The organism is Paenibacillus sp. 7541, from assembly GCF_002276395.1.
Classification (GTDB): Bacteria; Bacillota; Bacilli; order Paenibacillales; family Paenibacillaceae; genus Paenibacillus_AQ; species Paenibacillus_AQ campinasensis.
In genome coordinates, this window is the sequence record NZ_NQLZ01000012.1 from 39,880 (window position 1) to 66,527 (window position 26,648).

The 26,648-nt window shown below is 51.2% G+C and carries 22 protein-coding genes and 1 tRNA gene; 21 read left to right on the plus strand and 2 right to left on the minus strand.

What is annotated here, in order from left to right:
* Window positions 1-40 precede the first annotated feature (40 nt).
* From pstC to CHH75_RS07825, 9 genes are all read left to right on the plus strand, one after another.
* Entirely contained in the window at window positions 41-973 is a 933-nt protein-coding gene (gene pstC / locus CHH75_RS07785; protein WP_095397898.1) for a phosphate ABC transporter permease subunit PstC, read from the plus strand.
* 1 nt (window position 974) lies between these two features.
* Window positions 975-1,850, plus strand: a complete 876-nt coding sequence (gene pstA / locus CHH75_RS07790) for a phosphate ABC transporter permease PstA (protein WP_095263809.1) — start codon at window positions 975-977, stop codon at window positions 1,848-1,850.
* 46 nt (window positions 1,851-1,896) lie between these two features.
* Window positions 1,897-2,652 carry a phosphate ABC transporter ATP-binding protein PstB gene (pstB, locus tag CHH75_RS07795; RefSeq protein ID WP_095263810.1) on the plus strand — a complete coding sequence of 252 codons (756 nt, stop codon included), beginning with the start codon at window positions 1,897-1,899 and terminating at the stop codon, window positions 2,650-2,652.
* 34 nt (window positions 2,653-2,686) lie between these two features.
* Window positions 2,687-3,346, plus strand: a complete 660-nt coding sequence (gene phoU, locus CHH75_RS07800) for a phosphate signaling complex protein PhoU (RefSeq protein ID WP_095263811.1) — start codon at window positions 2,687-2,689, stop codon at window positions 3,344-3,346.
* A 193-nt stretch (window positions 3,347-3,539) separates the two neighbouring features.
* On the plus strand, window positions 3,540-6,200 hold the full coding sequence (polA, locus tag CHH75_RS07805) for a DNA polymerase I (RefSeq protein ID WP_095397899.1): 2,661 nt from the start codon (window positions 3,540-3,542) through the stop codon (window positions 6,198-6,200).
* 129 nt (window positions 6,201-6,329) lie between these two features.
* Window positions 6,330-7,199, plus strand: coding sequence for a DNA-formamidopyrimidine glycosylase (gene mutM / locus CHH75_RS07810; RefSeq protein WP_095397900.1), 870 nt, complete (start codon window positions 6,330-6,332; stop codon window positions 7,197-7,199).
* Between the two features lie 138 nt (window positions 7,200-7,337).
* Window positions 7,338-8,087: an MntP/YtaF family protein gene (locus CHH75_RS07815; protein ID WP_095397901.1), complete on the plus strand. Its 750-nt coding sequence runs from the start codon at window positions 7,338-7,340 to the stop codon at window positions 8,085-8,087.
* A gap of 9 nt (window positions 8,088-8,096) precedes the next feature.
* Complete coding sequence (gene coaE / locus CHH75_RS07820) at window positions 8,097-8,699, plus strand: dephospho-CoA kinase (protein ID WP_095263815.1); 603 nt, start codon at window positions 8,097-8,099, stop codon at window positions 8,697-8,699.
* Window positions 8,696-9,259: a lytic transglycosylase domain-containing protein gene (locus tag CHH75_RS07825; RefSeq protein WP_095263816.1), complete on the plus strand. Its 564-nt coding sequence runs from the start codon at window positions 8,696-8,698 to the stop codon at window positions 9,257-9,259. Before coaE ends, CHH75_RS07825 begins: the two co-directional genes overlap by 4 nt.
* 72 nt (window positions 9,260-9,331) lie before the next feature.
* Here the strand turns inward: CHH75_RS07825 and CHH75_RS07830 are convergent, their stop codons facing one another.
* Window positions 9,332-9,556 (minus strand): alpha/beta-type small acid-soluble spore protein, encoded by a 225-nt coding sequence (locus CHH75_RS07830; RefSeq protein ID WP_095263817.1) that lies wholly within the window; start codon window positions 9,554-9,556, stop codon window positions 9,332-9,334.
* Window positions 9,557-9,671: 115 nt separating this feature from the next.
* Here CHH75_RS07830 and nrdR point away from each other — a divergent pair, with 115 nt between their 5' ends.
* Window positions 9,672-10,145, plus strand: coding sequence for a transcriptional regulator NrdR (gene nrdR / locus CHH75_RS07835; protein WP_095263818.1), 474 nt, complete (start codon window positions 9,672-9,674; stop codon window positions 10,143-10,145).
* Window positions 10,146-10,401: 256 nt separating this feature from the next.
* A tRNA-Ala gene (locus tag CHH75_RS07840) sits at window positions 10,402-10,474 on the plus strand.
* A 245-nt stretch (window positions 10,475-10,719) separates the two neighbouring features.
* On the opposite strand, the gene CHH75_RS07845 is transcribed toward CHH75_RS07840, so the two are convergent.
* Window positions 10,720-11,415: a response regulator transcription factor gene (locus CHH75_RS07845; RefSeq protein ID WP_095397939.1), complete on the minus strand. Its 696-nt coding sequence runs from the start codon at window positions 11,413-11,415 to the stop codon at window positions 10,720-10,722.
* 294 nt (window positions 11,416-11,709) lie between these two features.
* Here CHH75_RS07845 and CHH75_RS07850 point away from each other — a divergent pair, with 294 nt between their 5' ends.
* From CHH75_RS07850 to CHH75_RS07895, 10 genes are all read left to right on the plus strand, one after another.
* On the plus strand, window positions 11,710-13,101 hold the full coding sequence (locus CHH75_RS07850; RefSeq protein ID WP_095263820.1) for an ABC transporter substrate-binding protein: 1,392 nt from the start codon (window positions 11,710-11,712) through the stop codon (window positions 13,099-13,101).
* Between the two features lie 96 nt (window positions 13,102-13,197).
* On the plus strand, window positions 13,198-16,089 hold the full coding sequence (locus tag CHH75_RS07855) for an extracellular solute-binding protein (RefSeq protein ID WP_095397902.1): 2,892 nt from the start codon (window positions 13,198-13,200) through the stop codon (window positions 16,087-16,089).
* Window positions 16,090-16,157: 68 nt separating this feature from the next.
* On the plus strand, window positions 16,158-17,069 hold the full coding sequence (locus CHH75_RS07860) for a carbohydrate ABC transporter permease (protein ID WP_230875634.1): 912 nt from the start codon (window positions 16,158-16,160) through the stop codon (window positions 17,067-17,069).
* A 14-nt stretch (window positions 17,070-17,083) separates the two neighbouring features.
* Complete coding sequence (locus CHH75_RS07865; protein WP_176475499.1) at window positions 17,084-17,947, plus strand: carbohydrate ABC transporter permease; 864 nt, start codon at window positions 17,084-17,086, stop codon at window positions 17,945-17,947.
* Window positions 17,948-17,967: 20 nt separating this feature from the next.
* Entirely contained in the window at window positions 17,968-19,419 is a 1,452-nt protein-coding gene (locus CHH75_RS07870) for an NHL repeat-containing protein (RefSeq protein WP_095263824.1), read from the plus strand.
* Window positions 19,416-20,042, plus strand: coding sequence for a YIP1 family protein (locus CHH75_RS07875; RefSeq protein ID WP_095263825.1), 627 nt, complete (start codon window positions 19,416-19,418; stop codon window positions 20,040-20,042). Before CHH75_RS07870 ends, CHH75_RS07875 begins: the two co-directional genes overlap by 4 nt.
* Window positions 20,043-20,054: 12 nt before the next feature.
* Window positions 20,055-22,613, plus strand: coding sequence for a DUF5696 domain-containing protein (locus CHH75_RS07880; RefSeq protein ID WP_095397903.1), 2,559 nt, complete (start codon window positions 20,055-20,057; stop codon window positions 22,611-22,613).
* Complete coding sequence (locus tag CHH75_RS07885; protein WP_095397904.1) at window positions 22,610-23,527, plus strand: carbohydrate ABC transporter permease; 918 nt, start codon at window positions 22,610-22,612, stop codon at window positions 23,525-23,527. The genes CHH75_RS07880 and CHH75_RS07885 overlap by 4 nt, the downstream gene beginning before the upstream one ends.
* A gap of 15 nt (window positions 23,528-23,542) precedes the next feature.
* Window positions 23,543-24,487, plus strand: coding sequence for a carbohydrate ABC transporter permease (locus tag CHH75_RS07890; protein WP_095263828.1), 945 nt, complete (start codon window positions 23,543-23,545; stop codon window positions 24,485-24,487).
* Window positions 24,488-24,880: 393 nt separating this feature from the next.
* Complete coding sequence (locus CHH75_RS07895) at window positions 24,881-26,566, plus strand: extracellular solute-binding protein (RefSeq protein ID WP_095397905.1); 1,686 nt, start codon at window positions 24,881-24,883, stop codon at window positions 26,564-26,566.
* The last annotated feature ends 82 nt before the right edge of the window (window positions 26,567-26,648 follow it).

A 26,648-nucleotide genomic window follows, 5' to 3' on the forward strand; every position in this document is an offset into this window, starting at 1 on the left:
GAAGGCATTTAAAAGCGGGGAATAGAAAGGGAAGAGGAGAATGAACAAAACATCGACCGAGGTAGTAGCGACAAAGAACATGACCTTTCGCCGAAGCAAGACACGGATCTCTGACAAAATCATTCCGTTTATTCTAGGGATCTGTGCCCTGCTCTCGGTTGTCACTACCATCGGTATCGTATATACGCTTCTTCAGGAAGCCATTGTGTTCTTCAGAGAAGTGCCGATATGGTCCTTCCTGACAGGAACGAAATGGAGTCCGATTCTCCCTCCTAAAGAATTCGGCGTGCTGCCCTTATTGGGCGGCACATTGCTGATTACAGGCATTGCGATCGTTTTCGCAGTGCCTATCGGCTTGGCATGCGCGATTTATTTGAATGAATACGCTCCTGCCCGGGTTCGGGAGGTTATTAAGCCAATCTTGGAAGTACTAGCTGGTATTCCAACGATTGTTTATGGTTATTTTGCACTTGAAACAGTAACGCCATTCCTTCAAAAATTTTTCCCGAGTATGGGTATATTCAACGCACTGAGTGCGGGAATCGTGGTCGGCATTATGGTGCTTCCAATGATCTCGTCTCTCAGTGAGGACGCGATGCGCGCGGTTCCGAAGACGTTGCGCAATGGTGCGTATGCACTTGGTGCCACACGATTTGAGGTTGCGCTTAAAATTGTGCTGCCAGCTGCACTTTCCGGTGTTGTATCATCCTTCGTATTGGCGTTCTCCCGTGCGATTGGCGAGACGATGATCGTTACCGTTGCAGCGGGCGCTACGCCGCAGCTGACCATGAACCCGCTGGATAGCATCCAAACGATGACCGCTTATATCGTCCAGGTCAGCATGGGTGACGTTCCGCGCGGAACGATCGAATATGGAACGATTTTTGCAGTAGGTCTGACTTTGTTTGTCATTACCTTCTTGCTCAACATTTTGGCGCAGTGGGTCGCTCGCCGCTTCAGGGAGGAGTACTAGGATGGAACAATTGAATCTGGGCGACAGCAAGGGAATTACCCGGAGACGCCGAAGTGACCAAGCGCTGCATCTGCTCTTCCTGGCATGCACTAGCGTCGGTATTATCGTACTGATGGCGCTGCTTGTCACCATCATAATGGACGGGGTACACAGGCTTTCCCCTGATTTGTTCACCAACTACCCGTCCCGTTCTGCTGACAGAGCAGGTATGAAGTCACCGATTGTCGGTACGATTTATTTGCTGCTGCTTATGACGCCGATCTCCTTCATTCTTGGTGTCGGCGCGGCGATTTTTCTGGAGGAATATGCGGGACGCGGCCGCTGGATTCGGTTGATACAGCTGAACATCAGTACGCTTGCGGGCGTTCCTTCCATTATATACGGGATTCTCGGTCTGGCGATTTTCGTCCGAGGCATGGGTCTGGGCCGAAGCTTGCTGTCCGGTGTCCTGACGATGACATTGCTTGTTCTACCTATTATCATTGTTGCATCTCAGGAGGCGATCCGGGCTGTTCCGAAAAATCGCCGTGATGCTTCGTTTGCACTGGGAGCAACAAAATGGCAAACCGTATCAAGATCGGTTCTTCCATCGGCGATGCCGGGCATTATGACCGGGGTTATCCTGGCCTTGTCCCGTGCGATCGGGGAGACCGCACCGTTGATCATGATTGGCGCATTGACGTATGTGGCTTTCTTGCCGGAGAATCTGATGGATTCCTTCTCCGTCATGCCGATCCAGATCTTCAACTGGATTTCAAGGCCGAGCCAGGCATTCCATGAGCTGGCTGCGTCGGGTATTATTCTGCTGCTCATCATGCTGTTCATTATGAACATTACTGCGGTGTGGATTCGGAACAAGTATTCGAAGAACCTGTAAACCGATGGGCGTATCCTAATAGTAAAAAAGGAGACATGAACAAGATATGGAAGCCATCATTCAGATAAATAAATTGAACTTGTACTACGACACGTATCATGCGCTGAAAAACGTCGATCTGGATTTGCCCGAAAAAACAGTTACAGCGTTTATCGGACCTTCCGGATGTGGTAAATCTACGCTGCTGCGTACCCTAAACCGGATGAATGATATGATTCCCGGGACGCGGATCGAGGGGAGTATTAAAATCGGAGGCACTGAAATATATAGTGATGAGGTACATGTCGAGGCACTGCGCAAGCAGGTAGGCATGGTGTTTCAGCAACCGAACCCGTTCCCGAAATCAATTTATGACAACATCGCTTACGGTCCGCGTCTGCACGGGATTAAGAGCAAGTCTGAGCTGGACGGCATCGTGGAGCAGAGTTTGAAGCAAGCGGCGCTGTGGGACGAAGTGAAGGATTACTTGAAGCGTTCGGCGCTCAGTCTTTCGGGCGGTCAGCAGCAGCGCCTGTGTATTGCCCGCGCGCTGGCTGTTCAGCCTGATATTCTGCTGATGGACGAAGCGACATCGGCGCTTGATCCGATCTCGACGCTGAAAATCGAAGAGCTGGTGCAGGAATTGAAGAGCAAATACACCATCGTTATGGTCACACACAACATGCACCAAGCTGCCCGCGTATCGGGTCAAACGGTATTTTTCCTGAACGGTGAAGTGGTGGAATCCGCCAATACGGACGTGCTGTTCTCCACGCCTTCGGACCCTCGTACAGAGGACTACATTTCGGGCCGATTCGGCTAATCAATTATTATAGTGACAGTTGGGAGGAGCACACATGATCCGGAGAATTGAGTTTGATCAGCAGCTCGAAGAGCTGAAAACCACACTGCGGGATATGGGCAGGCATATGGAAGAAGCGCTCGCTGCTGCTGTTGAGTCTCTGAAGAGTCTGGATGCAGAGAAAGCGCAGCATGTCATTCACAATGACGTGCGGCTGAATGCGATGGAAGAGCAGATTATGGATATCGGAACTCGTCTTATTGTGACTCAACAGCCGGTAGCTAAAGACCTTCGTCGAATTCTTGTTGCATTCCGCATCGCGAGCGATCTGGAACGTATGGGGGATCTGGCGCGTGACGTGGCCAAGGTAACCATTCGTCTTCAAGGCGAGAAGCTGATCAAGCCGCTGGTTGATCTGCCACAGATGTCGGATAAGGTACGGGCGATGGTATCGGAATCCATCGAATCCTATCTGACCGAGAATACGGACCTTGCTTATAAAATGGCGGAGGATGACGACGAGGTTGACCATTTGTACAGCAAGATTCTGAAGGAGCTGTATTCGCATCTGTCATCCGATCCGGATCATGCGAATCAGGCGATGCTGTTGATTATGGTAGGACGCTACATCGAACGGATTGCTGACCATGCCACCAACATCGGCGAGAGCACGGTATATCTGGTCACCGGACATCGTCCGGACTTGAACCAGTAGCTGTGTGTAAATGAACTTATAGAGGCTGCCATCACCGATCATAAGATCAAGGGTGGGCAGCTTCTTTTTTTGTTAAGAGGGCTTATTAACGTATCCATCATGACGCGGGCTTCGATCTGGTCCTGATCGTTCGGAAATATGGCAAACCTATGTTATGATGGGTGGAGGAAGTTATATTGGTGCGAGGTGTAATATGGAGAAGCTGATCTTGATTGATGGAAATAATATCATTTACAGAGCGTTTTTTGCCATGCCGCCGTTGACTAACGCCAGCGGTCAGCAGACGAACGCGGTTTACGGCTTTACTACGATGCTGCTGAGGCTTATCGAAGAGCATAAACCGACGCATATGATGGTCGCTTTTGATGCGGGCAAGGAAACGTTCCGCCACGCGGATTACCAGGACTACAAAGGCGGACGCCAGAAGACCCCGCCGGAGCTGTCCGGTCAGTTTCCGCTGCTGAAGGAGCTGTTGAAGGGGCTCGGCGTATCCCAATTTGAGATCAGCGGTTATGAAGCGGATGATATTATCGGTACAATTACCCGTCAGGCCGATGAGGCCGGCCGCCAGGTCATGGTTGTGTCCGGGGACAAGGACATGCTCCAGCTGGCTTCCGGTAATACCACGATCGCTGTCGTACGCAAGGGCGTGACGGAAATCGAATATTTCGGTCCGGAGCAGATCAAGGAGCGTTATGACCTCACACCGGAGCAGATTATTGATCTTAAGGGGCTGATGGGCGATGCCTCGGACAACATTCCCGGGATTCCGGGCGTTGGGGAGAAGACGGCGCTGAAGCTGCTGCATCAGTTCGGCACGGTAGAGCAGGTCATATCGCGGACGGATGAACTGAAAGGCAAGATGAAGGAGAAGATCGAAGAGCATGCGGATTCCGCTGTGCTGAGCAAGAAGCTGGCGACCATCTATCGCGAGGTTCCGCTGGAGCTGTCTCTGGACGACATGAAATTTGACGGCTTGAATCAGGAGACGGCGGGGCCGGCTCTGGCGAAGCTTGAATTCAAGTCCTTGATCGAACGTCTGGATCTCAGCACGCATGCTGGCGCAGATGCAGCAGAAGGAGCCGCCAAGCAGGCACAGGTGAACGTCACCGTAGTTCATGCTGGGGAGCTGGCTGAAGTTAAAGAGGCACTGGATTCGGTCCAGGTGCTGCATGTGGAAACCCATGGCGACAATCCTCATCATGCCGAAGTGATCGGACTGGCACTGGCGACGGAGCAGCGGCAGTTCTACATTCCCTTTGAGGTATTGAAGTCCGAAGAAGCGGAACCGCTCCGTGCTTGGCTCGCTGACAGCGAAGTGCCGAAGCGGGGATATGACCTGCACCGGCTTGATCTGGCGCTTCACTGGCAGGGCATTGCTTTTGCCGGGGCCGCATTTGACGTACATCTGGCTGCCTATTTGCTCGATCCGACCGAATCGAATCAAAGCCTGAGCGGGCTTGCTGGTAAATACGGGCTGTCCTATTTACAGGCGGATGAAGAGGTGTTCGGAAAAGGAGCGAAATACAAAGTGCCGGATGAAGCGGTGCTGAGCGAGAATCTGGCCAGAAAGTGCCTGGCCGTCTCCGAACTGGTTCCGATCCAGGAGAAAGAACTGGAGGCTAACGGGATGCTGCCGCTGTTCCATGAGCTGGAGATGCCGCTGTCCCGGATTCTTGCGGACATGGAGAAGCAGGGCATTGCCGTCAATGTGGAGGATTTGAAAGAGCTTGGCCGTGAGTTCGAATCGCAGATCGAGAAGCTGGTTCAGCAAATCTATGAAATTGCCGGAACCGAGTTCAATCTGAACTCGCCGAAGCAGCTGGGGGAGATCCTGTTCGTCAAGCTGCAGCTGCCGGTGATCAAGAAGACCAAGACCGGCTTCTCGACCGATGCCGAGGTGCTGGAGAAGTTGGCTCCGTATCATGATATCGTGCGGTTAATTTTGCAGTACCGGACGATAGCCAAGCTGCAATCAACGTATGTGGAAGGGCTGCTTAAGGAGATTTCGGATCGCACCGGCAAGGTGCATACGTATTATCGCCAGACCATTGCTGCGACCGGGCGGCTCAGCAGCCAATATCCGAACCTGCAGAACATTCCGATCCGCTTAGAGGAAGGACGGAAGCTGAGAAAGGTATTTGTTCCATCCGAGCCCGGCTGGAGCATTCTGGCAGCAGACTATTCCCAGATTGAGCTGCGGGTGCTGGCACATATATCGGATGATGAGCGGCTGAAGGAAGCCTTCATTCATGATATGGACATTCATACGAAAACAGCGATGGACGTGTTCGGTGTAAGTGAGGATCAGGTGGACGCGAACATGCGCCGCTCGGCCAAAGCGGTCAACTTCGGTATTGTGTACGGGATCAGCGATTACGGCCTGTCCCAGAACCTGAACATTACCCGGAAGGAAGCGGCCGCTTTCATCGATCAGTATTTTGAAGTGTTCCAGGGTGTTCGGCGTTACATGGATGAGATCGTGAAGCAGGCGAAGCAGGAAGGTTATGTGAAAACATTGCTCGAACGCAGACGCTATCTGCCGGAAATCAATGCGAGCAACTTCAATCTTCGCTCCTTTGCCGAGCGGACGGCGATGAATACGCCGATCCAGGGCACAGCGGCCGATATCATTAAGCTGGCGATGGTGCAGATGGACAAGGCACTGCAGGAGAAGAAGCTGAAGAGCCGCATGCTGCTTCAGGTGCATGACGAATTGGTATTTGAGGTGCCGGAGGATGAGCTTGAAGTCATGAAAAAGCTGGTGCCGGAAGTCATGAGCCACGCGCTCAAGCTGTCGGTTCCGCTGAAATCGGATGTCAGCTACGGCAGCAACTGGTACGAGGCCAAGTAAGATTGACGCCGGCAGGAGGAAGCTTGGTTCAGGGCCGTTCACGCTGTAGGCTTGTGATTGGTTTTTCCAAAAACCGCTGCCCCGCTAGAGGTTCGCATCCGGTATAATGGAGAATGAGGTGAAGTCATCATGCCGGAACTACCGGAAGTCGAAACAGTCAAACGAACATTAAATCAACTTATCGTTGGAAAACATATAGAACGCGTAACCGTGAATTTGCCGCGCATTATTCAGCGTCCTGACGACATTCAGCAGTTTGCGTTCATGCTAGAGCAGCATACGATCCAGGGAGTGGAGCGGCGCGGGAAGTTTCTGCGGATCTTGCTGGACGGGCTTGTGCTGGTCTCCCATCTGCGGATGGAAGGACGCTATGGGGTATACCGGGCCGAGGAGCCTGTGGAGAAGCATACCCATGTGATCTTTCATTTTACAGACGGAACGGAGCTGCGGTATAAGGATGTGCGCCAGTTCGGCACGATGCATCTGTTTGCGACGGGGGAGGAGTTTCAGCATCCTCCTCTCGCCAAGCTGGGCTTTGAGCCGCTGGACCCGGATTTTACCGCTGACAAGTTCAAAGCCATCATCCGCACGAAGAAAACCAAAATCAAGGCGGTGCTGCTGAACCAGGCATACATCGTCGGGATCGGAAATATCTATGTGGATGAGGCTCTGTTCAGGGCAGGCCTCCATCCGGAGCGCATTGCCCACACTTTGAGCGAGGCTGAGCTGGACCGCCTGCACCAGGCCATTGTGGACACACTGACTGAAGCGGTGGAAGCCGGCGGCTCTTCCATCAAGTCCTATGTGAACGGTCAAGGGGAAATGGGGATGTTCCAGCAACGTCTGAAGATTTATGGGCGAAAGGATGAGCCCTGTCATTCATGCGGGAAACCGGTCCACAAAACGGTGGTCGGCGGCCGGGGCACGCATTATTGTCCGAGTTGCCAGCCGCTGGGGACTGTAGCTGTTTCAGCTGGCAAGATGAAGCGCAAACGCTAAGATAAAATATAGGCATGCACCTATCTTTTCCGAAAGCCATATACTGTGATGAACATATGCCGAAGGCGTGAGGATGTCCGCTGTTCATCACAGAGGCGGCTTGATCTTGATGCCGCGGCCTTCAAGGGAGGGAAGAGGGTGCTCAGTCTTATTTTCTCACCTGTACTGCTTGCCTTTGCACTTAGCCTGGACGGATTCGGGGCCGGGGTTACATATGGTCTACGCAAAACGAGAATCCCGCTGCTATCCGTACTGATCATTTCGCTATGCTCGGGACTTGTGCTCGGCATTTCCATGCAGGCAGGCGCTTTGTTACAACGGTTCTTTTCCCCGTTTGCAGCCTCCGTCATCGGGGCTGTGATCCTCATTCTGTTAGGCTGCTGGTCGTTGTGGCAGCAGATCAAACGAGCAGGCGATTCCGAGTCCGAGCCGCCGCTGGTGCTTCATAAGGAAGTGGAGGAGCGCAGTGAAGCATCCGTTTCCGGTGAGCTTCCAGCAACAGCAGCGGGTATACCCGCGAAGCGGAGTGAGCCGGGAGACGGTCAGAAGGCGGTCTTCTCGCTTGAGATCCGGAAGCTGGGCATCGTCATTCAGATTTTGCGCAGCCCGGCGCGAGCGGATATGGATGACTCGGGAAGCATATCGCCATGGGAAGCGATGTGGCTCGGCATCGCATTGTCACTGGATGCGTTTGGCGCAGGGCTTGGCGCGGCGATGCTTGGTTTCTCTCCGCTTGGGACAGCGGTGATCGTGGCTATTTTCAGCGGCACCTTTCTCTTGCTGGGGATGAAGATCGGGCTGCGGTTCGCTTCGAGCAGGAGTATGAAGTATATCTCCTATCTGCCTGCTTTTTTATTAATCATCATGGGTATAATGAAGCTGTTATGAGGTGAAGTCATGAATATCGGTTTAACCGGGGGAATCGCAACAGGAAAAAGCACAGTGTCCTCGATGCTGGTCGAAAAGGGAGCGCTTCTCGTTGATGCCGATGTTATCGCCCGGGAAGTGATGCTCCCGGGCCATCCGGTTCTGCTTGCGGTGACTGCTCATTTTGGACAAGAGATATTGCTGGCGGACGGAAGCCTAAATCGTAAAAGACTGGGCGAGATTATTTTTCACAATCCGAGCGAGCGGCAGGCGCTGAATGACATTACCCATCCGGCCATCCGCCAGGAAATCCGCAGGCAGGTACAAGCCTATGAGCGGGAGCATCCCGGTCAGCCTGTGGTGGTGGACATTCCACTGCTGCTGGAAGCGAGGGAGGAGTACCCGTACCTGAATACGATTGTGGTCGTATATGTGCCGCAGGAAGTGCAGCTTCAGCGTCTTATGGAACGTGACGGAATATCGAAGGAACAGGCAGAGGCCAGATTAAGCAGCCAACTCGACATTGAGCAGAAGAAGCAGTTGGCTGACATCGTGATCGACAACAGCGGGACATTGGCGGATACCGAGCAGCAGGTGGACAAGCTATGGCAGAGGATGGTTAGAGAGGCATGAGGTGGCTCCGGAAAAAGAGAGTGCTGCTTCTGCTGTTGATTTCTTTTTTATCCCTGCTGTTTCTGACGTCCAACTGGATGTCGCTCTTGTATCCTATCCATTACAAGGATGAGATTCGGAAACATGCGTCCTATTATGATGTCGATCCTTTCCTTGTTGCTTCGATTATCCGCGTGGAGACCAATTTCAAGCCGGGCAAGGAGTCCAAGAAAGGCGCGCTCGGCATTATGCAGCTGATGCCGGATACGGCCAACTGGGCGATGGAAATGGCCAAGCTGCCGGCCAGCTCGCTGGACAACGTCAAGCATGAGGTGGACGTCAACATCCAGCTCGGCACCTGGTACATCAGAAATCTGTACCAGCAAATGGACGGCAATCCGATAGCGGCGATTGCGGCCTACAATGCCGGGCCAGGGAACGTCAAGAACTGGCTCAGCAAAGGCACCTGGGACGGCAGCTATGAGAATGTGAAGAGCATTCCTTTTGGCGAGACCCGGCATTATGTACAGCGAGTCATTTATTATTATAATCAGTATACGAGCATATACGATGAGTTCTGAATGAAAAAGAGCGCTGGAAAGGCTTGAATGCTCAAGCCTTCCCAACACTCACTTTGTCAAAGGAAGAATCGATTATTGACCGGAGAATTGACCAGCCAATTGTTGCTCGGCCAGGGTTACCAGACGCTTGGTGATGTATCCCCCGATCGAACCGTTTTCGTAGGAAGTCATGTTACCTTGGTAGCCGTCTTGTGGGATGGAGATACCAAGTTCTTGAGCCACCTCGTACTTCAACTGCTCAAGAGCAGCGTTTGCGCGAGGAACAACCAGGTTGTTGGAGCTGTTGCTTTGTGCCATTGTTAGTTCACCTCCTTGGGTTGGTACAAGTATTATGTCTCGGGTTTCGGATTTTCATAACCTAAAATGACTTTTCATTTATTGGTAATTTTTATATAAGGAAGTGGTGTAGCGTATGAAGTGTCCGTATTGCAGTCATGCAGGGACCAAGGTGCTGGACTCCCGTCCGGCGAATGAGAACAAGTCGATCCGCCGCCGCAGAGAGTGCGAGCAGTGCAGCAGGAGGTTTACGACCTTTGAGATGGTGGAAGAGACGCCGCTCATTGTCGTGAAGAAGGATGGGAGCCGTGAGGAATTCAGCAGGGAGAAGGTGCTGCGCGGTCTGATTCGTGCTTGTGAGAAGCGGCCGGTGTCGGTGGATCAACTTGATAAAATTGTATCCGACGTGGAGCAGGCGCTGCGCAATACTGCGGCTGCAGAGGTCGAGAGCCGCCAGATTGGCGAGCTGCTGATGGAGCGGCTATATCCTGTGGATGAGGTGGCGTATGTCCGCTTTGCTTCGGTGTATCGTCAGTTTAAAGATATCAACATGTTTATGAAGGAACTGAAGAGCCTGCTGTCCAAGGGAACAGACGAAACCGAGGTATAGAAGAAGAGGAACCGAGGTGCGTAAGCTGCCTGAATATGCGGCAGCAGAGAATCAGGGCAGTCTTAGGCAGGCGGAATTGCTTCATGCCGAGAACTGCCCGGAGCCGCCGTGTTAAGCTTAAGCTCGTCCGCGATTCAGCTCCCGTTGGCTGCTGATTTTTTTGAAAAAAAACTATTGCATGTCCAGGATGCTATATGGTATATTATTCAGGCGGGAAGAAAACGGGTATCGTTGAATTCGCAAATGAATAACATACGGGGCCTTAGCTCAGCTGGGAGAGCGCATCGCTGGCAGCGATGAGGTCAGGGGTTCGATCCCCCTAGGCTCCATAATAAGAAAACCCTTGATATTCAAGGGTTTTTTGTTTTCCGAATTTAATAAGAACTTAGAACTTGGTTTCTTAAAGTGTCTTACATCAGTGGGAAATCGGTGAGATCGGTTCATTCGGCCTGACGTCGCAGGAATACCGAACCTTCAGGCTAAGCCGGGATGGAGCATAATAATTGCGACCAGGCGTATGGTCAGACAGCAGTCCTTGGATAACCCAAGGACTAATTTGCATTGGCTTGGCAGATTAGGAGGCGACCATCTTACGATATTCGTTGGCACTTACGCCGGTATAGGATTTAAATCGTTTATAAAACCAGTCGATTTCAGTATATCCCACCTCGTTCGCAATTTCGTAAATCTTCAGATCTGTTTGCTCCAGCAGCATTTTCGCTCTTTCCATACGTTGAATGAACAAATATTGGTTAAAACTCATATTTTCATGGTTTTTGAACTTTTGGCCAAGATAGGAGCGGTTGAAATGGAATTTGCTTGAAATGTCTTTAAGCGTAATATTCTCGTGAAGCTTCTTCCCCACATATTCCTTGACTCTGTGAATCACGTCATCCTCAGTGCGGCGTTGGTTCGCGTAAACAGCAGCTACGCTCTTCACCAGTTCCTCAGCCGGCAACGTGCTCGGTACGTAATCGCTTACCTGCAGCTGCAGCGCTTTGCGGATGAAGGCAAATTCCATGGTATCCTCAACAACAATGATGGGTAATCGGCTGATCCTCCGGATTCGACCGCACAGCTCCAACCCTTTCTTGGGGCTGCCGGTCATGTTGATAACCGCCAGTGAATAGCCATTCTCCTCAATCTGGCGCAGCGATGCCTCATAATCATCATCGCAGATTTCCATGTTCATCCCACATTTGCGCCAATCCTGCAGGCGAAGCATGTCATCGGAGCAGCAGCCCAGATTGATATACAGTAACTTAGACATAATGACTCCCTCCCCAGATAATGCGAAAAGCAGAATATCCATCAAAATGTTTACGCTTACATTATGTTGTCCGGCCCCCCTTTTCCACAATGTGCTTTTCTTTGCATTCCTAACCGTTCTTTACTTCTTGCAAAGCTGGGTTGAAATAGATTGGCGGACAAGCCGTTGCAGGGGACGGTCTTCTAGCGTTTCAGGGGTAGAATATCTCGATTTCCCCAGGTTGTTGCATGGAAATGTAAGCGCTAAACTTTGGGTGAATCTGGACCAAACATCAAACGTTGAGGGGGATTAAAGATGCGTGTTCGCAAATTAATGGTTCTGTTATTGGGACTGGTTCTGCTGCTTGCAGCCTGCAGCGGTGGCTCGGACAACCCGAGCAGCGGCACTCAAGAAGCCGTGGAATCGGGCACGAATAGCAGCACTGAAAACGAGACGTCGAAGGGAACGGACGAGACGGAAAACAGCGGCGGGGATGAAGTCTACAGAACGCCGGAAATGGATTTCGATTTAGGCGGTAAGACGATCAAAATCGTCTCTTGGTGGGATATGACGATTCCGGAGGATACCCCGGACAATATCCAGCGCAAGAAGAATCTTGAAGACCTGATGCAAAAGCATAATTTTAAAGTGGAGTACGTGGCCATCGACTACGGCGAGTACCAAGAGAAAGTTACTGCTTCCTTGCTCGCTGGTGAACCGGTCGGTGATATTGTTCGCCTTGGCAAAACCTACACGGTGCCTACCTTGGTTAAACAGGATCTGCTCTGGCCGATCGACGAATACACCAAAAACCCCGTCGCCTTTAATCAAAAGGTTACAAACGAATACTACACGTATGAAGACAGGGGGTACGGATTCACCGAAAATCAAGCAAATCTGGTTCAGGGCATCTTTTACAATCGTACACTTATGAACCAGCTTGGCTTAAAGCCGCTTCAAGAGTACGTGAACGAAGATAACTGGAATTGGGAAACATTCATAAAAGTGGCTAAAGAAGCCAACAAAGATACGAACAACGATGGCAAGCTGGACACTTGGGGGCTAGCAAACTCCTCGCTTATGGATCATGCCTTATATTCCAACAACACGGGTCTGACCAAAGAAGATAAGCAAAATCTAGAAGATCCTGCAACACTGGATGCTCTTCATTTCATTTCTCGTATTGCTACCGAGAAACTAGCAAGACCAACCGAGGGCGGCGACTGGACGGAGCCAGGCCAATTTTTCCGTCAAGGCAATACATTAATGTACGCCGGTGCCCTCCACGAGTTGAGCGGCATGCAGACGGATATGCCGGATTACGACATCGGTTTCGTACCTTTTCCGAAAGGGCCGAACGCAACGGAGTACCACTCTGCCGAAGCACTCTTCCAGGCGCTCACCATTCCGAAAGCAGTCGAAAATCCGGAACAGCTGCTTTATATCTGGGAGAAAATCAACGACATTGAATCCGTATACGACTATCCGGACCAAGCCTCTTACGAAACGTTATTCTCGAGCGAAGACGATTTAAATAACGCCAAAATGGTGGCGCCAAACATGATTATTCTTGACCACAATACATTCCCGAATTTGAAGTACTACGATTTCGTCGGCGAGCTGAATGAAGGGATATCTGTTTCTACCGTGGTTGAGAAGTACAAGTCAACCTTCCAAGCGGCCATTGACGAAGTATATGGTCCTTGACATTGAACATTACCCGAGAGGTGAACGTCCCTGCGCAGCGCATTGCTGCGGCCGGGACTGTCATTGGATGGATTAACCGTATGGGAGGGAGAGAAATTGAACACCAGGAACAAGCGTTTCGGCAGCGCCATACTTGTCATTGTCCTATTTTTTTTGTCTCTATGGGCCTTCTACCCTTCGAAATCGACAAACCAAGGCTTCGTTCAAGCGACCTCCGACTTTGAAGCGGTCATAAAAACGGAAGGGCAGGACGGGTACAGCCAGTATTTAGAGGCCCATGTATCGGCGAGCCGTCCGGACCGCATCGTTCGCATCGAAGGCGAGTCCTTTGCATCAACCTCTGGGGAAGGATTCGAGATCGCGGAGAAATTACACGGCTCCGAAGGGAAGTCCGTGATCACGCCAGAGGTTGGCTCCATCTCATGGGACGTAAACGTGGAAGAACCGGGCTTATACCATGTCCGGATCCGATTCTATCCAATAGAGGGGAAGAGTTCGGCAATCGAAAGGCAATTCTCTATCAATGACGAGGTGCCTTTCAAGGGAGCAGATATCCTACTATTCGACAGGGTATGGGGAAACCGGGACGAGGAAATCAGACAGGATAACCGCGGAAACGATCTGCGGCCAAGGCAGATCGAGCAGCCTTCCTGGCAGCTTGCGCCGCTCTCCGATCGGTACGGCTACTATGATGAACCATATTCCTTTTATTTTGACAAGGGCAAGCAGAAGCTTACGCTAACGTCCTTGCGGGAGCCGATGGCCATTGATTATATCGAGCTGTACCAGGAGCATGCCTTGAAAACATACGAGGAGCTGGCGAATGAATATGAGTCTGAGGGCTTGGAACCGACCCGGGGTCAGTACATTCTGATTCAGGCGGAGGATGCCAAGCGGAAATCGTCGCCGACCTTGTATCCTACATCCGACAGATCCAGCCCGACCGTTGTGCCGTACGACGTTTCCAAAATCAGAATCAACACCATCGGAGGCGTTAACTGGAAGCTGCCGGGGCAATGGATCGAATGGGAGTTCGAGGTGGAAGAAGAAGGTTTGTACCAAATCGCCTTGAAGCAAAAGCAGGACCAGCTCCGGGGCGTATTTGCCACCCGAAGTCTTATGATCAACGGGGAGTTTCCCTTTGAGGAAATGAAACGAATCCGCTTTCATTATGATCGCGATTGGCAAATGAACGTGCTGGGCGAGGAAGAACCTTATTTATTCCATTTCACTAAAGGGACGCATCAAATTCGAATGATGGTGTCTCTCGGCGAGATCGCGCCGCTCTTGCAGACGATTGAATCCAGCGTGCTGGAGCTGAACGAAATGTACCGCAAAATATTAATGATCACCTCCAATACGCCGGATCCGTTCCGCGATTATCAATTGGAGAAGCGGATTCCGGATATGGTGGAGGTGTTCACCGAGCAGGCCGAAATCATTCAGAGCGTTGCCGATTATCTGGAAGAAGCAACGGGCGAGCGAAGCGAAAAGGTAGCCGTCCTGCATTCGATGGTGCACCAGCTGAACGAGCTTGCCGAAAATCCCGAAACCGTCGCCAAGCGCTTGGATACGTATAAAGTGAACGTAGGCGGTCTGGGAACCTGGATGCTGCAGATTAAAGAGCAGCCCATCTCGCTCGATTATCTGATCATTCACTCGCCGGATCGTAATCTGCCCAAAGCGGACGCGTCGTTACTCGAGGTTGCGGGCCATGAGCTAGGCGCTTACGTGGCTTCGTACACGGAAGACTATGACACGATCGGCAACGCCGGCGATGAAGAAGAAGCCATCACCGTTTGGGTGACGACAGGACGCGATCAGGCGCAAGTACTGAAAGCATTGATCGACGACACGTTTACGCCTGAATCGGACATTCCGGTGCATCTCCGGCTTGTTCCGGGAAATATCCTTCTGCCAGCCACGCTTGCCGGAGAAGGTCCGGATGTCGCCATGCAAATCGGCGAGGACGTGCCGGTCAATTACGCGATGAGGGGCGCTGCAGCTGATCTAACGAAATTCGATGATTTCGAAGAGGTGGTCACCCGATTCCGCGATAGCGGGCTTGAGCCTTATAGATATAACGGTGGAGTGTACGCCTTGCCTGAGCAGCAGACCTTCCCGATGTTGTTCTATCGCAAGGATATTTTGGAGGAACTTGGCTTGAAGCCGCCCGCGACCTGGCAAGAAATCTATGACATGATTTCCGTGCTTCAGAAGCACAACATGGAATTTTATTTACCGCTTGAAGCCGCCAATGCGAGTCTAGTCCCGAATGCGACGTTTGCGATGCTGCTGTATCAGAACGGTGGGCAGTTCTATCGCGATAACGATACGAGGAGCGCGCTCGACTCCGACATCTCCATGGAAGCCTTCAAGAAGTGGACGCAGTTCTATACCAGCTACAAGTTCCCGCTGCAAGCGGATTTCCCGAACCGTTTCCGCACCGGAGAGATGCCGATCGGGATTGCGGATTACACGACGTACAACATGCTGACGGTGATGGCCCCCGAGATAAAGGGGCTGTGGGATTTCACGATCGTGCCGGGCACTGAACGCGAAGACGGCACCGTAAACCACGAAGTTGCCAGCCATACGACCGCCGTCATGCTGCTTCAAAATTCAAAGAGCAAAGAGGCTTCTTGGCAATTTCTGAAGTGGTGGACCGACAAGGAGACGCAAATTGCGTATGGCCGAGAGATGGAAGGCTTGATGGGAGAGGCTGCCCGCTATCCAACGGCCAACATCGAAGCGCTGGAGGAACTGCCATGGCCGGTGAAGGATTATCGGAATCTGGATAACCAGTGGCGGTGGGTACGAGGCATTCCGCAAGTGCCAGGGGGATATTTCACGGGCCGGCATTTGGACAATGCCTTCAGGAAAGTGGTCAATGCCAGCGAAAATCCTCGCGAAGCCCTATCTGATTATATTCTGTACATTAACGATGAAATTGAGATCAAGCGGAAGGAGTTCAATTTGCCATATTAACAGGGGAGGTGCGGTAGTCGATGCAAGTTGAACCAGGAATTCAAACCGTAAAGAGCCCCAAAGCGAATATGCAGCAGAACAGCCGTTGGGTCTCTTTCACAAAAGAGTTGAAGCGCAGCAAGCACTATTATTTGCTGATGAGTCCGTATATGATTATTTTCTTTCTGTTTACGGTCATTCCGGTGGTCTTTTCCTTTGCCCTAAGTTTCTTCTATTTTAACATGCTGGAATTTCCGAGGTTCGTCGGTTGGCAAAATTATTCGAGGCTGTTTCTGAATGATGATATCTTTATGATCGCCTTGAAAAATACGCTGATGTTTGCCGTCATCACCGGTCCCGTCAGTTATATCGCCTGTTTTGTATTCGCATGGATCATTAATGAATTGTCGCCCAAAGTGCGGGCGTTCATGACATTGGTCTTTTACGCGCCTTCGATATCGGGCAACGTTTATTTCATTTGGCTCATCATCTTCTCCGGTGACAGCTACGGGTATTTAAACGGGTTTCTGATGAAGGCCGGCTTTATCCTGGAACCGATTCAATGGCTCCTGAATGAAAACTATATTCTATGGATCGTGATTATCGTACAGCTTTGGCTCAGCCTGGGCACCAGTTTCTTGGCGTTTATCGCCGGACTGCAAACGATCGACAAGTCGCTGATCGAAGCCGGGGCGATGGACGGCATCAAAAATCGCTGGCAGGAGCTCTGGTATATTACGCTGCCGTCCATGAGGCCGCAGCTGATGTTCGGGGCTGTCATGCAGATCACAACCGCATTTGCCGTCGCAGATATCTCCATCGCGCTAGCCGGGTTTCCGAGCGTTAACTATGCGGCGCATACCATTGTTACCCATCTGATGGATTTCGGCACGATCCGCTTCGAACTGGGCTACGCCTCGGCCATTGCGACGTTCCTGTTCTTGCTGATGGTCGGGACCAACAAATTAACGCAAAAAATGTTGAGAAAGATAGGTGAGTAACGTTGGCTGCGAAAATGATTCGATATTTCCGGCTGCCGAGAACGCTGAACCGCTCTTTGCCCGTTAGCATTTTGCTGTTTTCGCTGCTCGCCTTGTTCGGAGCCTTCATGGCATTGCCCTTGATTTACGCGGTGAACAACGCATTCAAGCCGTTGGACGAATTGTTCATATTCCCCCCACGGTTCTTCGTAAACAATCCGACGATGGATAATTTCCTGGATTTGATGGTGTTAATGGGGAATTCGTGGGTCCCCTTATCGCGTTATTTCGCAAATACGCTGTTGATCACCATCATTGGCACGGCCGGACATATCCTGCTGGCGTCTGCAGCAGCCTATCCGCTGGCCAAATACCGCTTTCCCGGCTCAAGGGCGCTGTTTTCCATAGTGGTGCTTGCCTTGATGTTTTCGCCTCATGTTACGGCGATTCCCAACTATATGGTCATGTCTTGGCTGGGTTGGATCAATACGCATGCTTCCATTATCGTGCCTTCCTTGGCATTTCCGCTCGGGCTGTTTCTGATGAAGCAATTCATGGAGCAGATTCCCGATGCCCTGCTTGAGGCATCCAAAATCGACGGGGCCAGCGAATATCGGATCTACTGGTCCATTGTGATGCCAAACGTGAAGCCTGCCTGGCTGACACTAATGATTTTACAATTTCCGGCACTTTGGGGCAGCGATGGGGGCAGCTTCATTTACAGCGAGCATCTGAAGACGTTACATTTCGCGCTCGGACAGATTACGGAAGGCGGAATCGCTAGAGCCGGGGTTGCTGCGGCCGTTGCACTGCTCCTGATGATCGTTCCCATCACGCTCTTTATCATATCCCAGAGCAGTGTCATGCAAACGATGGCCACTTCAGGGATGAAGGACTAGAAAGGAGGCATGTCAGATTGATGAAACGCAAACTGAAGACGCCTCTCCTCATCATGATCTGCTGTTTATTGGGGGTTGGGGCAGGAGCGGGGAACGTAAGCGCCAAGCGCGCCTCGGACTCCTATATTTATTCCTATTGGGGCGATGCTGCGGCAGCGCCGGCCGCTTATGTAGCGACTGAATGGATCAGCGGCTCCGACCTGGGGACGGGAGCTTTTCAAGAGCCGAGCGATCTCCACGTCACCGCCGATCATCGCGTATACGTACTGGATTCCGGCAACAATCGGATCGTTGTGCTGGACCATGATCTAAAGCTGGTAACGGCTGTGGATTCCTTCACAAGAGAGGGCGAGCCGGATGCATTCCTGCAACCGCAGGGAATCTTTGTGACCGATGACGGCGAGGTGCTCGTAGCGGACACCGGTAACAAAAGGGTGGTTCACTTGGATTCGGATTTTGAACTGATCAAGATTATCGATTCGCCGGAGTCGGAGCTACTCCAGGATTCGTTTAGGTTCGAACCTGTGCGGATCGTCATGGACCATGCGCAGCGAATTTATGTCATGGCTGCCGGCGTGTTTGACGGGTTCATGGAATTCGACGCCGAAGGGGCGTTTACTTCCTTCATTGGCGCGAATCGCGTTTATATCGATCCGATCGAGTATTTCTGGAAGCAAATCTCGACCAAGGCGCAGCGCAGCCAGATGGTCATGTTTACGCCTACGGAGTTTACGAATCTGGATATTGACTCGGAAGGGTTCATCTATGCCACGAACGGGGACCAGTGGGGGAATAACATTAAGAAGCTTAATGCGCAAGGCAGCGATATTTTAAGAAGAACGGGGTATTCCGACCCGCAGGGCGACATTCTTTACGTCAGCAGCGAAGGTCCTTCTAGGCTTATCGACATCGATGTTGCCGACAGCGAGATTTACTCCGTGCTCGATGGCAAGCGGGGACGGGTGTTCACTTACAACGGGGACGGACATCTGATGTATGTATTTGGCGGGTTGGGGAACCAATTGGGTCAATTTCATACACCGGTGGCCATTGACCGAATCGGCGAGGATTTTCTTGTGCTGGATAAGGCGCTTGGCGAAATTACCGTCTTCCGAACGACTGAATACGGTCGAACGCTGAACGAAGCCGTCAAAAGCTATTATCGTGGCGAGGAAGAGACCGCTTTTGCGTTGTTTAATCGAACGATCGCCATGAATGCTAATCTGGAATTCGCCTATGCGGGGATCGGCAAAGCCTTGCTTCGTCAAGGCGATTATAAGGGTGCCATGGTGCATTTCAAACGCAGCTTGGATCAGAAAAACTATTCGAAAGCATTCCTGCTATACCGCAAAGAGGTCATGAGGGAACATTTTCCGTTGATCATGACCATGCTGTTCTTGGCTGGAACCGGGATATTTGCCGTGTCCAGGATTCGGAATGTGAAGGAACGAAGAAAGGGGGCTTCCGCATGAGCAGGGAATGGATTCGATTTCCCCTAAGTCTCATGGTTCATCCCTTTGAGGGCTATTGGGACCTGAAATATGATCGCAGCCGAAATTTCACGTTAATCATTTCATTTAGCGTATTGTTCCTGGTTGCCGTTACGAACATTTTGAGGAGCCAGTACAGCGGTTTTCTAGTCCATGTGTACAATCCTGAGAGCATGAACAGTGTCATGGAAATTGTATACGTGATCGTGCCGCTCTTGTTCTGGTGCGTGGCCAACTGGTCGCTTACGACCTTGATGGATGGGGAGGGCAAATTCGTCGAAATTTTTACGTCGACCTGCTTCGCGCTCCTGCCGCTCGTGATCATACAGTTTCCATGGATTTGGCTCAGCAATCTCGTTTCTCTGGAAGAGACCGCATTCTATTATTTTTCCAACTCCGTTGCGGTGCTCTGGTTCGTTTATCTGCTGTTTGTCGGCAATATGACGGTGCATCAGTTTTCTCCGTCCAAAACGATCGGAATTATGCTGCTGACCCTGGTTGCCATGGGGTTTATGGCTTTTATCAGTTTGCTGTTTTTCAGCTTGGTCCAACAGATCGTGGCCTTTATTTCCGTCATCTATCAAGAATTGGTCATGAGAACTTAAGGAGGAGGAAGGATGGGCAATTTCGCTAAATATATGCTGCTTGCTGCCAGTGTGCTGACAGCACTGATGATGGCCGGTTGTACGGATAAAGGACCGGAAAAGGCAGCTGGCGATGAAGGCAATGGGCCCGCCAACAGCTTCACGCCGGGAGCAGCCCTTAAGTCATCGTTCGTCAATCCGAGCGTCAAAGGCATGAAAGGTATTGCCGAGAACGATCAGCTCCAGCTGCTAACGGACGATCAGACGGGGGCGATCGCCGTCGTGCATAAGGCAAGCGGCGAAATTTGGCACAGCAATCCCCCTGGCCATGAGTCGGATCCGCTGGCCGCGGGCGTGAACAAAAGCTTGTTGTCCTCTCAGTTGAAGCTTGACTTTTATAACAGCTTCGGACAGATAAATTCGGTCAATTCGCACGCCGACAGCGCGGCTTACAAGCAAATCGGCATGGAGGAAATCCCAAACGGCGTTCGCGTTAACTACCGGTTCGGCACGGACAAAAAAACGATGGACGACATGCCCAAGAAGATCAGCAAGACCCGTTTTGAACAGAACCTGTTAAGCAAGCTGGACAGCGCCGGCCAGCGAACGCTGAAAATCGCGTACACGGAAGATGCCGAGCAAGGGGTGTATGTCCGGTCCGACGGCGCGCTCAAAGGTCTTCAGCTGGAACGTGCGCTTAAAGCCTTTGAGGATGCCGGATATACCGAGGACGATTTGCTGGTGGACATCGAGGAGAACCATTTGGATCAGACCAAGCCTGAACCGCGGGTATTTCATGCCTCGATCGAATATACGCTGGACGGCGACAGTCTGATCGCCAAGCTTCCGGTTTCCAGCATCGATTTCCCGGCTGAATATCCAGTGAATACGGTCTCGTTCCTTAGCTTCTTCGGTGCAGGGGGGGCGGAGGATAAGGGCTCAATCCTTGTTCCAGACGGATCTGGGGCACTGATCCATTTTAATAACGGCAAGACGCGGTACCCTTCCTACCAGCAGAGCGTGTACGGAATGGACCGAACGATGAGCGGGATTGAAACGGCGGATAGCAGCCAGGATGTCAGACTGCCGGTGTTCGGTATCATCCGTGAAGGCGGGGCATTTATCGGCATCATCGAGGAAGGGGCTCCGGCCGCGACGATCCATGCCGACGTCAGCGGCAGACTGAACAGCTATAACTACGTATACCCGGCGTTCACGGTAATCAACAAAGGCGACTTAAGCCTGGATGCGAACGGCCAGCAGCGCTCGCTCCCGAAGTTCCAGGAGGATCCGATGCGAAGCGATTTTTCGGTCCGGTATGCGTTTGTAGGCAAGCAGTCGGCTTCCTATCCGGGACTCGCCGCCTATTACAGGAATTACTTGGAGCAACAGGGAGGCCTCCCGGCAATTGCCGAGAGAAATGAAGAGAATATGCCGTTCTATATGCAGCTTGTAGGAAGCATTTATAAGAAAAAGCATTTTGCAGGAATTCCGTATCGGGCGCTGGAGCCGCTCACGACGTTCGAACAAGCGCAAAGCATTCTGACAGAGATGGGCAAGCGAGGCATCCATGACATCAAATTGAAGTATAGCGGCTGGTTCAACAAGGGGCTGGCTCATGAGGTTCCAGACAGCGTCTCCGTTGATCAACAGGTAGGGGGAGAGAAGGGACTCCGGCGTCTGTTATCCTATGCGAACGAGAATGGGGTAACGCTGTATCCGGATGTCGCCATCCTTACCGCGCTGTCCGGTTCCGGGTTCAACGAGGCGAAGGAGGCGTCCAGAACGCTGCGAGGCATCCCCGCAGAGATCTATTCCTTCAATCCGGCGCTGAATCGGCGGGATCGGACCGGTTCGCCGGCTTATGTAGTTTCACCGCGGTTCATAGGTAGCTACACGGAAGCTTTCTTAAAGGATTATGGAAAATACGGCGCTATTGGCGTGTCGCTGAGTGATCTTGCCGCCGAGCTGGACAGCGATTTTCGCAAGCATCGTCAAATTGACCGTACGGAGTCCGAGCAGTTGTCTCTGGATGCGCTGAACAAGATTTCAGATGCCAATCTTCAGGTCATGGCTGACGGAGGAAATGCTTATGCGCTGCCTTTCTTAACCGATATCACCCATGCGCCCATGTCTAGCAGCCGCTTTAAAATCGAAGACGCGGAAATCCCCTTCTATCAAATGGTTGTCCGCGGGCATATCGATTACACGGGAGCGCCTTACAACCTGTCCGCATATACCGATGCCAAGCCATATATTTTGAAGTGTTTGGAGTATGGTGCTGGCGTGTATTTTCAATGGTTCTATGAACCTAATCATAAAATAAAGGACACAGAGCATAACGAACTGTTCTCTGCCAATTACGCGTTATGGATCGACGAGGCCGCCCGCATCTACGAGGAAGTCAATGCATTTCTGAAAAAGGTTCGCCATGAGCGGATCGTCGGGCATGACGAATTGGCTGACGGCGTGTTCAAGACGACATACGAGAGCGGCGTGTACGTCATCGTGAATTACAATCGTGCACCGGTGACGATAGATGGCGTAACCATTGAAGCCGAAAGCTATGTGACGGGTGGTGAAGCGCCATGAAATCCATAACCCAGCGATTTGGGCAAAAGCAGCGAAGCTATGGGAAACAGAAGGCATTATGGGGCATTGTTTATGTGATGCCTTGGCTGCTCGGCTTTATCTTTTTCTTCCTGATCCCTTTGCTGACTTCCCTGATCTACAGTTTTAGCACCGTTACGGCAAATTCCGAAGGCATCGGCATTACGTTTATGGGGATGAAAAATTACGTGACTGCCTTTACGGTCAACACCAGCTTTAACCGGATGCTGACCGAGGCGATCGTGAACATGGCGGTGAACGTGCCCCTGATCGTTATTTTCAGTCTCTTTCTGGCCGTCGTCCTGAATCAGAAGTTCCTTGGTCGTTCCTTTGCCAGATCGATATTCTTCCTGCCCGTCATTCTTGCTTCCGGGGTCATTCTGACCCTGGAAAGCAGCAGCCTCGTTCAGGCGATCAATGATCAGAATGCCGGTTCCGGCGGGCTGATTAATGCACTGGGAAGCTTTGAACTCGAACGATTGATGCTTCAGGCCGGCGTAAGCGAGACGATCGTAAACTATTTAACGGGAGCCGTGGATCGTATTTATGAGATCGTAAGCCAATCCGGCGTGCAGATCCTTATATTCCTGGCAGGCATACAGACGATATCCCCCCAGCTGTACGAAGCGTCCAAGATGGAAGGAGCTACGGGTTATGAAGCCTTCTGGAAAATCACGTTTCCGATGGTCAGCCCGCTGATTCTGGTCAACATGATCTATACGATTATCGACTCGTTCTCCCGAAATGAGCTGACAGACTTGATCAAGACCACGGGCTTCGTCCAATTCAATTTCGGACTTAGCTCAGCCATGGCTTGGATTTACTTCCTGGCCATCTCCATCATCCTGTTGATCAGCACGTACTTTGTATCCAGGAAGGTCTTTTACCATGAATAGAAGAAGGTGAATGCAATGTCGGTTTCTCGGTGGCTATCGCTCGAAAGCTGGAAACGATGGCTCTGGTCTTTCATACGTTTAACATTGATCGCTGGCTTGTCCTTTGTCATTCTGTATCCGATTCTGCAAAAAATCTCGACGGCCATCAAAGACAAGGCCGATCTTTATTCACCGGTCGTCGTATGGATTCCGGAAAATTTCACAATGAGCAATTTCCTTGATGCGATCCGCATTATGGATTACTGGGAAACGCTGTTCAACACGTTTGCGCTGTCGACGACGACGACGGTCTTGACGGCCGCTTCTTGCGCACTGGCGGGTTACGGCTTTGCCCGTTTGAAATTCAAGGGCAGCCAGCTTTTGTTCGCCTGTGTTGTCCTGACGATTCTGGTGCCCCCAACCACGATTCTCATCCCGATTTATTTGAATCTGAAGGATTTTACGCTGATGGGCCTGATTCCGCTCCTCACCGGCAAGTCCGTCAACCTGTTGAACAGCTATTGGCCGTTCATTCTGACTTCGCTGACCGCCAATTCGCTTAAAGCCGGCTTGTACATTTTTATTTTCCGGCAATTCTTCCGCGGCATTCCGAAGGAGGTGGAGGAGGCGGCTTATATTGACGGCGCGGGCGTCGGAACCACCTTTACCCGCATCATGATGCCGAACGCGATTCCTGCCATCATTACCACGACGTTGTTCTCCTTCGTCTGGCAGTGGAACGACAGCTTCTACACGACGACGTATCTGACTTCAAGCAAAGTCATGTCCACCCAGCTGTCATCGCTGCCGTACAATCTGTCCATTATGCTGGGCAGCGATCCGTCAAAGGCGGACCCTTTTTATTTGAGTATGGTGCAGGATACCGGCATTTTGCTGGCCATCCTTCCCTTGATCGTCATCTATTTGTTCGTTCAGCGCTATTTCGTGGAAAGTATCGAGCGTACGGGCATCGTGGGTTAAATCACGGATGATTATACGGCTTGGCAATAAAATTGGCTGTTGTTCGTTGCTATGCTGTTGATCGTCATCCCTCCCCAATCTATTACGTATCGTTAGCCCAAATACCGAAGCCAACACTCAAGTAAAAGAGTTCCTTGCGCTTAATATATGAAAATCGCAGCCAGCCCCATCTGTCCTTGGGGTTGGCTGTTGTTTATTTGCAGATATCTTATCTTTTAGGGCTCGATCGAATTTATCGAACAATCAAAGGGTTGGTTTAAGAGGGTGGAATATATTGGGATTTGAACGAAACAACAAGTCAATATTGGGATAGAAAGTAAAAAAATGATTATTGTGGGCCTTGGCCTTTAAAGTATAATAATACAATTAATCGATAGGAAAGGGTGTTTTCTGTTGCTGATCATCGTAAAGAACTTCTCCAAAGTCGTGCTAAGTGCTTTACTGTTTGGTTCCACACTGGCGTCTTGTCACCAAAACGGCGGTATCGACCCCAATCCGGATAGGAGAACACCGGGAGAGGGCGTATACAGCGATAAGTCATTAAGCGCCTATCATCCGCCGATCGAAGTCACGCTGGTGAGAGAAATCGGTGACGGTTTGGAAGATATGCTGAAGGCATTGCCGGATGAAACGCTGGAGGACAATCGATGGAGTCAGTTGTACGAACAAGTTCTGGGCATTCAAATCAAATACGAATGGGCTGTGAGAAGCGAACAATACCACAAGAAGCTGGATATTATGCTGGCTTCAGGAGACATTCCCGATATCGTTAAGGTGAATGCCCAGCAGCTAAGGCAATTGAGCCATGCCGGTCTGATTCAGGATCTGACGCAGGTTTACAAGGAATATGCTTCGCCGTTAACACAGCAAGTTCACCGTCAAGAAGGGAGCGGTACCTTGGAATCCGGCATGATCGACGGCAAGCTGATGGGCATCCCGGAGACCGATTCCTCCATTGAAAAGGCGATGTTTCTGTGGATTCGAACGGATTGGCTGGACCGATTGGAGCTGTTGCCACCGAAAACAATGGATGACGTCCTGGCAATTTCGAAAGCGTTTACAGAAGGGGATCCCGACGGAAATGGCCAACAAGACACCTATGGAATAGCAGCTACCCACTATTTGTGGGATCCTATCATGGGCTTAACCGGATTCATGGCCGGTTATGGAGCTTACCCGAACATATGGCTTGAAGACGAGAGTGGCAAGCTCGTATACGGAGGCATTCAGCCTGAAGTGAAACAGGCGCTCAAGGCGCTTCAGGATATGTATCGCAATCATGAAATCGACAGTGAATTCATTTTTAAAAACGGAAGCAAAGCTAAACAGCTCGTTGCTGATGGGAAGATCGGCATGGTCTATGGCGAGCAATGGGGAGCATTCATGCTTCAGTCCAGCCGCAGCGGCGATCCGGATGCGGAGTGGCAGGCCTTTCCCATTGTTACTGACTCTGGCAAGGCAAGGAGGGTTCCTCTTAAATTTACGACAAGTTATTTTTACGCCGTAAGGAAGGATTTCGCTCACCCAGAGGCGATTCTCAAAATGTTCAATTTGCATCTTGAAAAAAATTGGGGCAAAACAGCCGATTACGGGACTTACTACAACAATTCCTCGCCCGTGTGGGGCCTATCTCCCGTGACTCCTTTCCCTGCTGATAAAAATCTCAAGGCATACCGGCAAATCGCCGAAGCGCGTCGTCAGGGCACGACGTCTCAGTTACAGGGCGAGCCCGGATTCATACAAGGTCGAATCGATCGATATTTGGATAAGAAAGAAGACGGCGAATCCGGCTGGGGTTGGGAGAAGATCTACGGGCCGTCCGGTGCGATGAGTATTCTCGACCAATACGAGGATAACCATCAGTTGTTGTTCGATGCTTTTGCCGGCGCGCCGACTGAAACGATGATTGAAAAACAAACGATTCTGGACAATCTTCAGCATGATTATTTCGTCAATATCATACTCGGCGAGCCCGTAGAACAATTCGACCGGTTCGTGGAGGAATGGTATCGGCTTGGCGGTGCTGACATTACGGCTGAAGTGAATCAATGGCATGAGGACAAAAAAAGCCGTCCATAACAAATGAGCCACACCCGCACGGTTGGCCTTAGAGGCTGACAGGCGGCAAATTAACATGCATATTCACACACATCGGAGGAGT

Bases quoted from the DNA above. Each gene is read 5' to 3' on its own strand.
- pstC (WP_095397898.1), top strand. From the start codon at position 41: ATGAACAAAACATCGACCGAGGTAGTAGCGACAAAGAACATGACCTTT.
- pstA (WP_095263809.1), top strand. From the start codon at position 975: ATGGAACAATTGAATCTGGGCGACAGCAAGGGAATTACCCGGAGACGC.
- pstB (WP_095263810.1), top strand. From the start codon at position 1,897: ATGGAAGCCATCATTCAGATAAATAAATTGAACTTGTACTACGACACG.
- phoU (WP_095263811.1), top strand. From the start codon at position 2,687: ATGATCCGGAGAATTGAGTTTGATCAGCAGCTCGAAGAGCTGAAAACC.
- polA (WP_095397899.1), top strand. From the start codon at position 3,540: ATGGAGAAGCTGATCTTGATTGATGGAAATAATATCATTTACAGAGCG.
- mutM (WP_095397900.1), top strand. From the start codon at position 6,330: ATGCCGGAACTACCGGAAGTCGAAACAGTCAAACGAACATTAAATCAA.
- coaE (WP_095263815.1), top strand. From the start codon at position 8,097: ATGAATATCGGTTTAACCGGGGGAATCGCAACAGGAAAAAGCACAGTG.
- CHH75_RS07825 (WP_095263816.1), top strand. From the start codon at position 8,696: ATGAGGTGGCTCCGGAAAAAGAGAGTGCTGCTTCTGCTGTTGATTTCT.
- CHH75_RS07830 (WP_095263817.1), bottom strand. From the start codon at position 9,556: ATGGCACAAAGCAACAGCTCCAACAACCTGGTTGTTCCTCGCGCAAAC.
- nrdR (WP_095263818.1), top strand. From the start codon at position 9,672: ATGAAGTGTCCGTATTGCAGTCATGCAGGGACCAAGGTGCTGGACTCC.
- CHH75_RS07845 (WP_095397939.1), bottom strand. From the start codon at position 11,415: ATGTCTAAGTTACTGTATATCAATCTGGGCTGCTGCTCCGATGACATG.
- CHH75_RS07850 (WP_095263820.1), top strand. From the start codon at position 11,710: ATGCGTGTTCGCAAATTAATGGTTCTGTTATTGGGACTGGTTCTGCTG.
- CHH75_RS07860 (WP_230875634.1), top strand. From the start codon at position 16,158: ATGCAGCAGAACAGCCGTTGGGTCTCTTTCACAAAAGAGTTGAAGCGC.
- CHH75_RS07865 (WP_176475499.1), top strand. From the start codon at position 17,084: ATGATTCGATATTTCCGGCTGCCGAGAACGCTGAACCGCTCTTTGCCC.
- CHH75_RS07870 (WP_095263824.1), top strand. From the start codon at position 17,968: ATGAAACGCAAACTGAAGACGCCTCTCCTCATCATGATCTGCTGTTTA.
- CHH75_RS07875 (WP_095263825.1), top strand. From the start codon at position 19,416: ATGAGCAGGGAATGGATTCGATTTCCCCTAAGTCTCATGGTTCATCCC.
- CHH75_RS07880 (WP_095397903.1), top strand. From the start codon at position 20,055: ATGGGCAATTTCGCTAAATATATGCTGCTTGCTGCCAGTGTGCTGACA.
- CHH75_RS07885 (WP_095397904.1), top strand. From the start codon at position 22,610: ATGAAATCCATAACCCAGCGATTTGGGCAAAAGCAGCGAAGCTATGGG.
- CHH75_RS07890 (WP_095263828.1), top strand. From the start codon at position 23,543: ATGTCGGTTTCTCGGTGGCTATCGCTCGAAAGCTGGAAACGATGGCTC.